The organism is Cupriavidus oxalaticus (assembly GCF_004768545.1).
Classification (GTDB): domain Bacteria; phylum Pseudomonadota; class Gammaproteobacteria; order Burkholderiales; family Burkholderiaceae; genus Cupriavidus; species Cupriavidus oxalaticus_A.
The window spans coordinates 1731314-1743883 of record NZ_CP038634.1 but is presented as its reverse complement, the minus strand read 5'-3'; the positions used below and the strand labels follow the sequence as shown (position 1 = coordinate 1743883).

Below are 12570 nucleotides of genomic sequence, written 5' to 3'. Positions count from 1 at the left end.
CTAGCATAGCCGTACAACTTCGACATCTAAGATAATCATGAAGGCAACCGGCACATTCTTTCTCGTTGTAGGGCCCAGTGGCGCTGGCAAGGATTCCTTGATCGACGGTGCGCGTGCCTCGCTCGATGACGACTATGTCTTCGCACGGCGCGTCATCACGCGCCCGGGCGGGTCTGCCGGCGAGGATCACGAGGGCGTTTCGGAAGCCGAGTTCGCACGGCGCCAGCGAAAGGGCGAGTTCCTGGCCACCTGGGACGCACACGACCTTCGCTATGGATTGCCCATGTCGCTGGTGCGCGAGCTGGAACGCGGGCGCAACGTCGTAGCCAATGGCTCGCGCGGCGTCGTCGCCGACCTTGCCGCCCGCTTGCCGCGCTTCGTGGTCATCCTGGTGACGGCACCGCAGGAGGTGCTGGCACAGCGCATCAGCGCGCGCGGACGTGAATCGGGCGACCAGGTCGCCAGGCGGGTGGCGCGAGCGGGAGTATCGATGCCTCCCGAGGTCGCCTGCATCACGGTGTCAAACGACGGCACGCTGGAAGCGGGCATGGCACGCTTTGTCGAAGCGCTGCGAAACGGCACCAGTACATCCGCCGCCAGGCAGCCGGCCAGCCGCGCCAACCTCATGGCCAAGCTGCGCGGCGAGCCGCTCGACGAAGCTGCCTATGTTGCCGTGCTGCAAGACGCCATCGCCGGGCGGTACACCGAGGCAGAGCTGACCGACTTCCTCATTGCCGCAACCCTCACGCTGACCGATGACGAAGTGGTGGCGCTGGCACGCGCTCGGACGGCCTTCACACCCCGCATCGACTGGGACGAGCCTCTTGTCGTCGACAAGCACTCAATGGGCGGCGTTCCCGGCAGTCGCATCACGCTGGTCGTGGTGCCGATTGTCGCGGCCTACGGCCTGGCCATGCCCAAGACGTCATCGCGCGCTATCACATCTGCTGCCGGCACCGCCGATGCCATGGAAACCATCGCGCGGGTCGACCTGACGCACGAGGACGTGCGCCGATGCGTGGCGCAGGCGCGTGCATGCATTGCATGGAACGGACGCCTGAACCATTCCGTGATCGACGACGTGATGAACGCGATCACCCGGCCCCTGCGCCTCGATTCGCGACGCTGGTCGGTGGCGTCGATCCTGTCGAAGAAGTTCACCGCCGGCGCCACCCATGTCATCGTCGACCTGCCCTTCGGGCCGCAGACCAAGCTGGCGACGCGCGCCGACGCCGAGGCGCTTGGCGCACTGTTCGAACACGTCGGCAAGGGACTGGGCCTGCACGTGCGCGCGCTGGTCACGGACGGCAGCCACCCGATAGGCCGTGGCATCGGCCCCGCGCTGGAAGTGCGCGACGTCCGGCTGGTGCTCGACAACGATCCCGCGGCTCCCGCGGACCTGCGTGAAAAGGCCCTGCGCTTTGCCGGCGGAATCATCGCCTTCGATCCGCGCGTGGGCTGCGCCGAACAAGGCATGCGCATTGCGGCTGCGCTGCTGGACGAAGGCAAGGCAAAGGCCGCATTCGACCGGATCGCCGCAGCGCAGGGTATTCGCTCCCGCCCGGTGGCGCCGGGTACGCATACACGGATCGTGGCCGCCACGACGCGGGGCCAGGTGACGGCCATCGACGGCTTGCAGATTTCCGGCGTGGCGCGCGCCGCCGGGGCACCGCGCGCTGCGGGTGCAGGCATCGACCTGCTGTGCACGCTCGGTGCGCAGGTGGCGCCAGGGCAACCTCTCTACCGTATCCACGCCGACTCCGCTGCAGCACTTGAGGCGGCATCGGCACTGGTCGGCGTTGGTGGCGAGTGCCATCAGGCAGTGCGTATAGATTCCGATTGACCAGCGTTTCCCCTTCCTTCAACCTAACCGACGAGACATATTGATGAGACCCCTATCCGTCGTCAACAGCCTGGCATCGCTCCTGTTTGTTGCAGGGAGCCTGGGCACCCTGCCCGGGCGCGCCGAGGCCAATATCGCCAGTACCTTCCCGCAGAAGCCCATCCGCATGGTGGTGACGTTCCCGGCCGGAGGCGGGACCGATTCCCTTGCGCGCGTGATCGGAGCGGACATCAGCAAGTCGCTGGGGCAGCAGGTAGTCGTCGACAACCGGCCCGGCGCCAGCGGCAACATCGGCGCCGAGTACGTCGCCAAGAGCCCTGCCGACGGCTGCACGCTGCTGATCGTCAACAGCAGTTTTGCCATCAACCCGAGCGTCTTCAAGAAGCTACAGTTCAACCCGAAGTCCGATTTCAGCGCCGTCATCACCTTTGCTTCGGTGCCGTCGGTGATCGCCGTGCCATCGCACTCGAAGATCCGCACCTTCAACGACTTGCTGGCGACGGGCAAGAGCGCCTCCCCCCCCAGCTATGCCTCGTGCGGTAACGGCACGCCCCAGCATCTGGCCGGTGAATTGCTGAAGGTCTCGGCAAAGATCGCTATGCTTCACGTGCCGTACAAAGGTTGTGCACCCGCCATCGCCGACGTGCTCGGCAATCAGGCCGATGTCAGTATCAATACGCTGACCAACACCATGCCCTACCTGAAAAGCAACAGGTTGCGCGCGCTGGCCGTCACCTCGAAGGCACGTTCGCCGTTCCTGCCCGACGTGCCAAGCGTGAGCGAGCTTGGCATCCCCGGCTATGACGTCGACCAATGGTTCGGCATCCTGGCTCCGGCGAACACGCCGCCCGAAATCGTGCAGAAGCTGAACACGGAAATCGCCAGGGCCATCTCCAAGCCCGAGGTCAGGTCTTCGCTGGAGCAGCTCGGCTTTGCCACGACCACGAGCACCCCTGCCGAATTCCAGAAGCTGGTGACCTCCGATATCGATCGCTGGCAGAAATTCGCGACGAAGATCAATCTGCTGGTCGACTGACCACCCGGGTGACCGGCCGGGCCACAGCAGCCGGAGCCCTGCCTTTCTCCCTTGCATTGTTGCCGCGCGGGCCTTGTCGCGCCTACCCCTTTACACACACCACCTGCCGCAGCGTATGCACCACCTCGACCAGGTCCGACTGCGCCGCCATCACCGCATCGATGTCCTTGTACGCCATCGGGATCTCGTCGATCACCGCGGCGTCCTTGCGGCATTCCACCCCTTCGGTGGCTTGCTTCTGGTCAGCCACGGTGAAGCGGCGCTTGGCTTCGCTGCGGCTCATGGTGCGGCCCGCGCCGTGGCTGCATGAGCAGAACGATTCCGGATTGCCCTTGCCGCGCACGATGAAAGAGCGCGCGCCCATCGAGCCGGGGATGATGCCCAGCTCGCCCGCGCGCGCACTGACCGCGCCCTTGCGTGTCACCAGCACTTCCTTGCCGAAGTGATGTTCCTTCTGCACATAGTTGTGGTGGCAGTTGACGGCTTCGAGCCGTGCCTGGAACGGCTTGCGCAGCACGCGCTGCGCCGCGGCCAGCACCGCTTCCATCATCAGCTCGCGGTTGCGGCGCGCGAACGCCTGCGCCCACGACACCGCGAAGACATAGTCCTCGTAGTGCTGCGAGCCTTCGACAAGGTAGGCCAGGTCGCGATCCGGCAGGTTGGCCAGGTGGCGCCGCATGTCCTGCTGCGCCAGCGTGATGAAGGTGGTGCCGATGGCGTTGCCCACCCCGCGCGAGCCGGAGTGGAGCATGAACCAGACCGCTTGCGACTCGTCCAGGCAGACCTCGATAAAGTGGTTGCCGGTGCCGAGCGTGCCCAGGTGGTTGCGGTGGTTGGTGCGCGCCAGCTGCGGGTATTTGTCGGTAATGCGGCGGAAATCCGCGGCCATGCCCGCCCACGCCGCGTCGACGTGCGTGGGCACCGAGCCCCAGGCGCCCTGGTCGCGCCGCCCGCCCTGCGCCGTGCGGCCGTGCGGCACGGCGTGCTCGATCGCGCTGCGCAGCGGGCCGAGGTTGTCGGGCAGGTCCGAGGCGGTCAGCGAGGTCTTTACCGCCATCATGCCGCAACCGATATCCACGCCCACCGCGGCCGGGATCACCGCGCCCACGGTCGGGATCACCGAGCCGATGGTCGAGCCCTTGCCGAGGTGCACGTCCGGCATCACCGCCAGGTGGCGGAAGATAAACGGCATCTGCGCGGTATTGACGAGCTGCTGGCGCGCGGAGTCCTCCACGGGGACACCGCGGGTCCACATCTTTGCCGGCTTGCCGGCGCCGGTATCGAGAACGTCATAGTGCTGCCTGGCCGTCATGGTCTGTCCTGCTCTGGCGTTGCGTTGCAGGTTAGACGGCCGGGCGCCGCACGGATTCCGGATAACGCAAGGCAGTCGCGGCTCAGCTCGGCTGCCCCTGCAGGAAGCCGGCAAAGCTGCCCAGGTCGACATTGCCGCCGGAAACGATGATGCCCACACGCTTGCCCCGCACATCGAGCTTGCCATGCAGCACGGCGGCCGCGGCCAGGCAGCCGGTGGGCTCGACCACGATCTTCATGCGGCCAGCGAAGAACTTCATGGTCTCGACCAGCTCGGCGTCCGAAACGGTCACGATATCGGTCACCCGTTCGCGGATCACGGCAAAGGTGTACTGGCCGAGGAAGGGAGTCTGGGCACCGTCGGCGATGGTGCGCGGGGTGTCGATGCGGACGATCTCGCCGCTGCGCAGGCTGCGCTGGCCGTCGTTGCCGGCTTCGGGCTCGACGCCGTAGACCTCGCAGCCGGGCGACATGGCGTGCGCCGCCACGGCACAGCCCGACAGCAGCCCGCCGCCACCCAGGCACACCGCCAGCATGTCCAGCGGGCCGGTTTCCTCCAGCAGTTCCTTGGCCGCGGTACCCTGCCCGGCCATCACGTGCGGATGGTCGTACGGCGGGATCAGCGTCATGCCGCGCTCGGCGGCGATGCGCCGGCCCAGGGCCTCGCGATCCTCGGTGTAGCGGTCGTACAGCACCACCTCGGCGCCATAGCCGCGCGTGGCCTCGATCTTGATCGCCGGTGCGTCCTGCGGCATCACGATCACCGCCTGTACGCCGAGCAGCCGAGCCGACAGCGCGATCGCCTGCGCGTGGTTGCCGGAGGAGAACGCCAGCACCCCGCCGGCCTTCTGCTGCGGCGTGAACTGGGCGATGGCGTTATAGGCGCCGCGGAACTTGAAGGCGCCGATGCGCTGGAAATTCTCGCACTTGAAGAACAGCTGCGCGCCGGTGGCCGCATCGGCGGTCGCGGAAGTCAGCACCGGCGTGCGGTGGGCCGCGGCGCGGATGCGGTCGTGGGCGGCGGCAACGTCTTCGAAGGAGATCGGCAGGTTGGGCATGACGGTGGCGATGGAAGGGAATGGGACAGGCAAGTCTACCCGTCCCGCGCCGCCAATGCATCCGCCGGTTTGCTCTCCTCTCCCGCTTGCGGGAGAGGAGCCGGGGGAGAGGGCATGGCCGTGGCATACCGCTGCGCTGACATCGTTGCTACGCCGGCCCTCTGCCCAACCCTCTCCCAGAGGGAGAGGAAACAAGGCAGCGCTATGCCGTCGCCAGCGAGCCTGCCTGACGGCGCGCCGCGACTGCCGCACCCGGCACCGCACGCCCGCCACCCTCACCCGGCAGCCGGAAGAACGACACCACCTCGTTCAGCTCGCGGCCCTGCTCTTCCAGCACGCGCGATGCCATGGCGGCCTCGTTCACCAATGACGCGTTCTGCTGGGTCACCTGGTCGATCTGCACGATGGCCTGGTTGACCTGCTCGATGCCGCGGCTCTGCCCGGCCGACGCCGTGGCGATGTCTTCCACGATACCGGTCACGCGCCCCACTGCCTGCGACGAGCCGTCCTGCACCTGGCGGCCCGAAGCCTCGATCAGCTCCTTGACTTCCCTGGCCGCGCTCGACGACCGCTGTGCCAGCCCGCGCACCTCGCTGGCCACCACCGCGAAGCCGCGCCCCTGCTCGCCCGCGCGCGCCGCCTCGACCGCGGCGTTGAGCGCCAGGATATTGGTCTGGAAAGCAATGCCTTCGATGATGCCGGTGATCTCGGCAATCTTGGCCGAGCTGGCGCTGATGTCCTGCATGGTGCCGACCACGCGCTGCACGGTGGTGCTGCCGCGCAATGCCACCTCGGCGGCATTGCCGGCGGCGATCTCGCTGGTCGACAGCGCGATATTGGCGCTGCTCGCGCGCACCTGCGTGACGGTGGCGGTCGCGCCGTCCCTCAGGCAGACACCTCCCCCGGCTGCCGCTGCCCCTGTCGCCGCGCCAGCAGGTCCAGCGCCACGTCGACGATCATGTCTTCCTGCCCGCCCACCATGCGGCGGCGGCCCAGCTCGACCAGGATGTCGACCGTACCCAGCCCATAGCGTGCCGCCGCCGCTTCGGCATGGCGCAGGAAGCTGGAATACACGCCCGCATAGCCCAGCGCCAGCGTCTCGCGGTCGACCCGCACCGGGCGGTCCTGCAGCGGCCGCACGATATCGTCGGCGGCATCCATCAGCGTGTACAGGTCGCAGCCGTGGTCCCAGCCCAGCCGCTCGGCGGCAGCGATGAACACTTCCAGCGGCGCGTTGCCCGCGCCGGCACCCATGCCTGCCAGGCTGGCGTCGATGCGGTCGCATCCCTCTTCCACGGCGACGATGGAGTTGGCCACGCCCAGGCTCAGGTTGTGGTGCGCATGCATGCCGGTCAGCGTTTCGGGCTTCAGCACGTCCTTGAACGCGCGGAAGCGCTCGCGCACGTCCTGCATGCCGAGCGCGCCGCCCGAATCGACCACATACACGCATTGCGCGCCGTAGCTTTCCATCAGCTTTGCCTGCTGCGCCAGCGCCGCCGGCGTGGTCATGTGGCTCATCATCAGGAAGCCCACGGTGTCCATGCCGAGTTCGCGCGCCGACTCGATATGCTGGCGCGAGACATCGGCCTCGGTGCAGTGCGTGGCCACGCGTACCACGCGCGCGCCGGCGTCATAGGCGGCGCGCAGGTCGTGCACGGTGCCGACGCCAGGCAGCAGGAGCGTCGCCACGCGCGCATGGCGCACGGTCTCCGCCACAGCGGCGATCCATTCCAGGTCGGTATGCGCGCCGAAGCCGTAGTTGAAGCTGGAGCCCGACAGGCCATCGCCGTGGGCCACTTCGATCGAATCGACCCGGGCCGCGTCGAGCGCCGCGGCGATGCGGCGCACCTGGTCCAGGCTGTACTGGTGGCGGATGGCGTGGCTGCCGTCGCGCAGCGTCACGTCGGAGATGTAGAGCTTCTTGTTGGGCGTGTTGGACGGTAAGGTCATGTTCGTCTCCCTGCGGTGATGGGGCCGCGCTCAGGCGGACAGCCGGGTCGCGGCCAGGCGCTCGGCGCAGGCCAGCGCGGCGCTGGTCATGATGTCGAGATTGCCGGCATAGGCCGGCAGGTAGTGCGCGGCGCCCTCCACCTCGAGGAAGATCGAGGTCTTGAGGCCGCTCATCGGTCCCAGCCCCGGGATGTTCAGCGGCGCCGAGGGGTCGATGCGCTCGAACTGCACGCGCTGCTTGAGCCGGTAGCCCGGCACGTAGGCCTGCACCGCCTGCGCCATCGCTTCGATGCTCGCCTCGATCGCCGCCGTGTCGGCATCCTCCGACAAGGTGAAGACGGTGTCGCGCATCATCAGCGGCGGCTCGGCCGGGTTCAGCACGATGATGGCCTTGCCGCGCGCCGCGCCGCCCACCGAGCACAGCGCCTGGCTGGTGGTCTCGGTGAATTCGTCGATATTGGCGCGCGTGCCCGGCCCCGCCGACTTGCTGGAGATCGACGCGACGATCTCGGCGTAATGCACCTTCGCCACGCGCGACACCGCCGCCACCATCGGGATGGTGGCCTGGCCACCGCACGTGACCATGTTGATATTGGGCGCCGCCAGGTGCTGGTCGAGGTTGACCACCGGCACCACGTGCGGCCCGATCGACGCCGGCGTCAGGTCGATCACGCGCACGCCGTGCTGCTGCAGCACGCGGTTGTGGTGCGCGTGCGCGCCGGCCGAGGTGGCATCGAAGGCGATGCGGATCTCGCCAAAGCCGGGCATGGCGACCAGCCCGTCGATCCCTTCCGCGGTGGTCGGCACGCCCAGCCGCGCGGCGCGGGCGAGCCCGTCCGACGCCGCGTCGATGCCCACCATGGCGCCCATCTCCAGGTGCTGCGATTGCCGCATCACCTTGATCATCAGGTCGGTGCCGATATTGCCCGAACCGATGATGGCCACCTTGTGCCGGGCGTTTGCTTTCATGTCCATGTCGCTGTCTCTCCGTTGTCTTCCCTGTCTCTGCGCAGTGCTCAGCGCCCCAGCGCCTTGGCGGTCGTGCCGCCTATGCCGAACTGCGTCTTCGGCACCTCGGTGATCATCACGCGCACGGTTTCCACCGGCGCGCCCACCGCTTCCACCGCGGCATCGGTCAGCGCGCGGATCAGGCGCGCCTTCTGTTCGTCGGTACGGCCTTCGATCAGGAAGACCTGCATGATCGGCATGGTGTGTCTCCTTTTTCCAAACGTTCGCGGCGCGGGTTCAGGTGAAGCGCATCGAGACCGTGCCGAGATGCTGGTAGCGCACGGTGATGCTGTCGCCCGCGGCGACCGCGATGGCCTCGGTCACGCCGCCGGTCATGATGAAGGTCCCTGCAGGCAGCTCGCGGCCGCGCGCGCCCAGCATGTTGGCCAGCATGGCAACGCTGTTGGCGGGATGGCCCAGCACCGCGGCGCCGGCGGCGGTGGCGACCACCTCGCCGTTCTTCTCCAGCACCACGCCGAGGGTCTTCAGGTCGAGCCCGTCGGCGCCGCGGTGGCTGCCGCCGACCACGAAGCGCGCGGACGAGGTGTTGTCGGCAATCACGCTCTTGAGGTCGAAGCGGAAGTTCTCGTAGCGCGAATCGATCACCTCCACCGCCGGCACCACGAAGTCGGTCGCCGCCAGCACGTCGCCGATATGGCAGCCGGGGCCTTTCAGCGGCGCCTTGAGCACGAAGGCGATCTCGGCCTCGACCTTGGGGTGGATCAGCGACGACGTATCGATGGCGGCGCCGTCCATGCAGGCGCCGTAGTCGGTGAGGAAGCCGTAGACCGGATCGCTCACGCCCATCTGGCGCATCTTGGCGAACGAGGTCAGGCCCATCTTGAGGCCGGCGATGCGGGTGCCCCGCGCCAACTTGCGCGCGCGAATCGCGTCCTGGATGGCGTAGGCGTCGTCCCAGTCCATCTCCGGATGCGCGTCGGTGATCTTCGGCACCGCTTCCCGGTGCAGCTCGGCGTTTTCCAGATGCTCGGCCAGCCGGGCGATGGTGTCTTGCGTGAGGTTCATGGCTTTGTCCTGCTGAAGGGATGGAAGGGGTCAGACGAAGCGCACGCCGGCCGAGCCGATGCCACCCAGGCTGATGCGCAGCTGGTCGCCGGCGGCGACCGGCACCATCGCCGCCAGCGAGCCCGACAGGATCACCTCGCCGCGCTTCAGGCCAAGCCCCAGCCGGCCGAGCGTGTTGGCCAGCCACGCCACCGCATTGGCGGGGTGCCCGAGCGCGGCCGCGCCGGCGCCGGTGGCGACGATCTCGCCGTTCTTCTCCAGCGTCATGCCGACCGTGCCGAGGTCGAGCCGGCGCGGATCGACCGCCGCATCGCCCAGCACGAACACGCCGGAGGAGGCGTTGTCGGCGACGGTGTCCTGGATGCGGATCTTCCAGTCGCGGATGCGCGAGTCGACGATCTCGAAGCACGGCAGCACGTAGGCAGTGGCGCGCAGCACATCGGCATTGGTCACGCCGGGTCCTTCAAGGTCGTCCTTCAACACGAAGGCGATCTCGCCTTCGGCCTTGGGCGCGATCAGGGAATCGGCGGCAATGGCGGCGCCGTCGGCATACACCACGCCCGACAGCAGGTGGCCGAAGTCGGGCTGGCGCACGTCCAGCATGTCCATCACCACGCGGCTGGTCACGCCGATCTTCTTGCCGACCACGCGCTCGCCGGCATCTAGCCGGTGCTGCACCATGGCGAGCTGGATGCGGTAGGCGTCGTCGAGGGTGAGCTCGGGCCAGGTTTCGGTCAGCGGCGCCAGCGGGCGGCGGCTCGCCAGCGCCTGGTGCAGGCTGGCGCCAAGTTCGCGGATTTTTTCGCTTTGCATGTGGTGGCTCACAGTTTGACGCAGACGTTGCGCAGCTCGGTGTAGAACTCGAGCGAATGGACGCCGCCTTCGCGGCCGATGCCGGATTGCTTCGCGCCGCCGAACGCGGTGCGCAGGTCGCGCAGGAACCACGCGTTGATCCAGCAAATGCCGACTTCCAGCGCGCTGCCCATGCGGTGCGCGGTGCCGAGGTCGCCGGTCCACACGGTGGCCGCGAGACCATACGGCGTGGCGTTGGCCAGCGCGATGACTTCCTCTTCGGTGTCGAACGGGGCGATATGGCAGCACGGTCCGAAGATCTCCTCGCGAATCACCGCGGCGCTTTCCGGCAGGCCGGTCCAGATGGTCGGCTGCACCCAGGCGCCTTCGGCGAGCTTGCCCTGCATCTGCGGCACGCCTCCGCCGGTTATCACCGTGGCGCCTTCCTCGGCGGCCTTGCGGTAGTAGGACAGCACCTTGTCGCGGTGCTCATGCGAGACCAGCGGCCCCATGTTGACGCCGGTTTCCGTCGGTGCGCCGAGCTTCAGCCCTTCAGCCCTGGCCTTGAGCGCGGCGACGAAGCGCTCGAAGATCGGGCGCTGCACGTAGACGCGCTCGGTGCCCAGGCAGACCTGGCCGCTGTTCTCGAATGCCGAGCGGGTGATGCCGGCGACCGCCTTGTCGAAATCGGCATCGGCGAAGACGATGCCCGCGTTCTTGCCGCCCAGTTCAAACGACACCGGACGCACGCCGCTGGCGGCGGCCTTCATGATCGCTTCGCCGGTGCGCGTTTCGCCGGTGAAGGTGATGCCGTTGACTTGCGGATGCGCCGTCAGGAAGGCGCCAGCGGAATCCGGGCCAAAGCCGTGGACCACGTTGTAGACGCCCGGCGGCACGCCGGCCTCGTTCATAACCTCGCCCAGCAGCGTGGCGGTGGCGGGGGTTTCCTCGGACGGCTTGACCACCACGGTATTGCCGCAGGCCAGCGCGGGGCCGACCTTCCACGTCATCAGCAGCAACGGCAGGTTCCATGGGCAGACCACGCCGATCACGCCGCGCGGGCTGCGCACCGCATAGTTGATGGCCTTGCCGCCATCCGGTGTATCCATGGCGAAGCTTTCGGTGGGCACGTTGCGGATCAGGTCGGCGAAGACCTTGAAGTTGGCCGCGCCGCGGGGGATGTCGATATGGCTCGCGAGCGCATAGGGCTTGCCGGTATCGGCAATCTCGGCCTGCACGAATTCCTCGAAGCGGCGGTTGATGCCGTCGGCGACGGCGTGCAGCAGTTCGACGCGCTGCGCTACGGTCATGCGGCCCCAGGGACCATGCAGCGCATTGCGCGCGGCCTGCACGGCGGCGTCGACTTCGGCCTGGCCGGCTTCGTGGACATGGCCGATCACGGTGTTGTCGGCGGGGTTGCGGTTGGGGAACGTGCGGGTAGTGCCGACCCACTCGCCGTTGATGAAGTTCTTGAAGTCTTTCATGTTGGTTCTCTGTGTTGGGCGACGTATCCACTACGGCTTTCCCGCTCACCGATTGGTTGCTCCCTCTCCCGCAAGCGGGAGAGGGAGCAAACCAGCTGCGGGCTGGCGCAATGCGTTCTCAAGTCAGCACATTCAAAAACGCCTCGTTCAGCTTGCGGTCGTGATAGAAAATCGCCTTGCCCAGCTCGTTGTCCGTCCACGTGATCGTCGGCTTGTCCGGATAGTGGATATAGCCACCGGAAAACACCTCGTTCCGGTTTCCCGAAGGATCGAAGAAGTAGATCGTCGCCCCGCGCGTGATCCCATGCCGCGTCGGCCCGATATCCAGCGACACGTCCTTCTTGGAAATAATGTCCGCCGCCTTCAGCACCTCGCTCCAGTTGTCGAGCAGGAACGACGCATGGTGGAAGCGGTTCTTCTCCGGGTGCCGGATGAAGGCCACGTCATGCGCCTTGTTCGAGCATGTCAGGAAGGCACCGATCAGCACCTCGCCGTCCGGCCCGGCCACCACCTGCTCCGCCAGCGAGAACCCCAGCACATCGCGGAACAGCTTCACCGTGCCGTCGACATCGTCGCCATACAGCAGGCAGTGGTCGAAGCGGCTGGGCGCCATGCCGCGCAGGTCGTCCGGCCAGGGATCCGGGTTGAGGTCTCCGGTCTTGCAGCCGGGCTTGTCCTTGTCCGCGAACAGCTCCATCGCATGGCCGGTGGGAATCGTGAAGCGGAAGCGCACGCCGGTGTGCGGATGCTCGCCCGCGGCGATCCACTGGCATTCGGTGGCCAGCCCCGACTGCTCCACCTCCTGCGCCAGCCGCTCCAGCGTGCGGCCGCTGTCGACGCGAAAACCCATGTAGTCCATGCCCGGGCTGTCGGACTCGCGCAGCACCACGCTGTGGTGGTCGTGCTCGTCCCACGCCTTCAGGAACACGCGGCCGTGCTCGTCGCGGGCGGTTTCGATCAGGCCGAGGACCTCGGTGTAGTGCTTTACCGCCGGTTCCAGCTCCAGCACGCGCAGGGCCACATGCCCCGGGCGCAATACGCCAGTCAATGCCATGTCTGTCT

General features: G+C 67.5%; 11 protein-coding genes and 1 pseudogene. 2 read left to right on the top strand and 10 right to left on the bottom strand.

The genetic code is table 11. The features are described 5' to 3' along the window. The first annotated feature begins 37 nt into the window (after positions 1-37). Together phnN and E0W60_RS07815 are read left to right on the top strand one after the other, a co-directional pair. Complete coding sequence (phnN, locus tag E0W60_RS07820; protein ID WP_135703556.1) at positions 38-1843, top strand: phosphonate metabolism protein/1,5-bisphosphokinase (PRPP-forming) PhnN; 1806 nt, start codon at positions 38-40, stop codon at positions 1841-1843. 43 nt (positions 1844-1886) lie between these two features. Then, positions 1887-2879 (top strand): tripartite tricarboxylate transporter substrate binding protein, encoded by a 993-nt coding sequence (locus tag E0W60_RS07815; protein ID WP_135703555.1) that lies wholly within the window; start codon positions 1887-1889, stop codon positions 2877-2879. A gap of 82 nt (positions 2880-2961) precedes the next feature. On the opposite strand, the gene E0W60_RS07810 is transcribed toward E0W60_RS07815, so the two are convergent. From E0W60_RS07810 to E0W60_RS07765, 10 genes and pseudogenes are all read right to left on the bottom strand, one after another. After that, positions 2962-4191 (bottom strand): RtcB family protein, encoded by a 1230-nt coding sequence (locus E0W60_RS07810; RefSeq protein ID WP_135703554.1) that lies wholly within the window; start codon positions 4189-4191, stop codon positions 2962-2964. 82 nt (positions 4192-4273) lie between these two features. Next, complete coding sequence (locus tag E0W60_RS07805; RefSeq protein ID WP_133094923.1) at positions 4274-5248, bottom strand: threo-3-hydroxy-L-aspartate ammonia-lyase; 975 nt, start codon at positions 5246-5248, stop codon at positions 4274-4276. 202 nt (positions 5249-5450) lie between these two features. After that, positions 5451-6137, bottom strand: a pseudogene (locus E0W60_RS07800) (methyl-accepting chemotaxis protein); the annotation flags it as partial. Beyond that, a complete protein-coding gene (dmpG, locus tag E0W60_RS07795; RefSeq protein WP_133094770.1) occupies positions 6134-7198 on the bottom strand; it encodes a 4-hydroxy-2-oxovalerate aldolase in 1065 nt (354 codons plus the stop codon). The gene dmpG and the pseudogene E0W60_RS07800, both read right to left, overlap by 4 nt. Before the next feature lie 30 nt (positions 7199-7228). Continuing rightward, positions 7229-8173, bottom strand: coding sequence for an acetaldehyde dehydrogenase (acetylating) (locus tag E0W60_RS07790; protein ID WP_133094769.1), 945 nt, complete (start codon positions 8171-8173; stop codon positions 7229-7231). Between the two features lie 41 nt (positions 8174-8214). Then, complete coding sequence (locus E0W60_RS07785; protein WP_116318750.1) at positions 8215-8406, bottom strand: 2-hydroxymuconate tautomerase; 192 nt, start codon at positions 8404-8406, stop codon at positions 8215-8217. A gap of 37 nt (positions 8407-8443) precedes the next feature. Next, complete coding sequence (gene dmpH, locus E0W60_RS07780) at positions 8444-9232, bottom strand: 2-oxo-3-hexenedioate decarboxylase (RefSeq protein WP_133094767.1); 789 nt, start codon at positions 9230-9232, stop codon at positions 8444-8446. Between the two features lie 30 nt (positions 9233-9262). Next, a complete protein-coding gene (gene dmpE / locus E0W60_RS07775; protein WP_135703553.1) occupies positions 9263-10045 on the bottom strand; it encodes a 2-oxopent-4-enoate hydratase in 783 nt (260 codons plus the stop codon). A gap of 8 nt (positions 10046-10053) precedes the next feature. After that, entirely contained in the window at positions 10054-11508 is a 1455-nt protein-coding gene (locus E0W60_RS07770; RefSeq protein ID WP_135703552.1) for a 2-hydroxymuconic semialdehyde dehydrogenase, read from the bottom strand. A 118-nt stretch (positions 11509-11626) separates the two neighbouring features. After that, positions 11627-12562 (bottom strand): catechol 2,3-dioxygenase, encoded by a 936-nt coding sequence (locus E0W60_RS07765; protein ID WP_133094764.1) that lies wholly within the window; start codon positions 12560-12562, stop codon positions 11627-11629. Positions 12563-12570 lie beyond the last annotated feature (8 nt).

Bases quoted from the DNA above. Each gene is read 5' to 3' on its own strand.
- phnN (WP_135703556.1), top strand. From the start codon at position 38: ATGAAGGCAACCGGCACATTCTTTCTCGTTGTAGGGCCCAGTGGCGCT.
- E0W60_RS07815 (WP_135703555.1), top strand. From the start codon at position 1,887: ATGAGACCCCTATCCGTCGTCAACAGCCTGGCATCGCTCCTGTTTGTT.
- E0W60_RS07810 (WP_135703554.1), bottom strand. From the start codon at position 4,191: ATGACGGCCAGGCAGCACTATGACGTTCTCGATACCGGCGCCGGCAAG.
- E0W60_RS07805 (WP_133094923.1), bottom strand. From the start codon at position 5,248: ATGCCCAACCTGCCGATCTCCTTCGAAGACGTTGCCGCCGCCCACGAC.
- dmpG (WP_133094770.1), bottom strand. From the start codon at position 7,198: ATGACCTTACCGTCCAACACGCCCAACAAGAAGCTCTACATCTCCGAC.
- E0W60_RS07790 (WP_133094769.1), bottom strand. From the start codon at position 8,173: ATGGACATGAAAGCAAACGCCCGGCACAAGGTGGCCATCATCGGTTCG.
- E0W60_RS07785 (WP_116318750.1), bottom strand. From the start codon at position 8,406: ATGCCGATCATGCAGGTCTTCCTGATCGAAGGCCGTACCGACGAACAG.
- dmpH (WP_133094767.1), bottom strand. From the start codon at position 9,232: ATGAACCTCACGCAAGACACCATCGCCCGGCTGGCCGAGCATCTGGAA.
- dmpE (WP_135703553.1), bottom strand. From the start codon at position 10,045: ATGCAAAGCGAAAAAATCCGCGAACTTGGCGCCAGCCTGCACCAGGCG.
- E0W60_RS07770 (WP_135703552.1), bottom strand. From the start codon at position 11,508: ATGAAAGACTTCAAGAACTTCATCAACGGCGAGTGGGTCGGCACTACC.
- E0W60_RS07765 (WP_133094764.1), bottom strand. From the start codon at position 12,562: ATGGCATTGACTGGCGTATTGCGCCCGGGGCATGTGGCCCTGCGCGTG.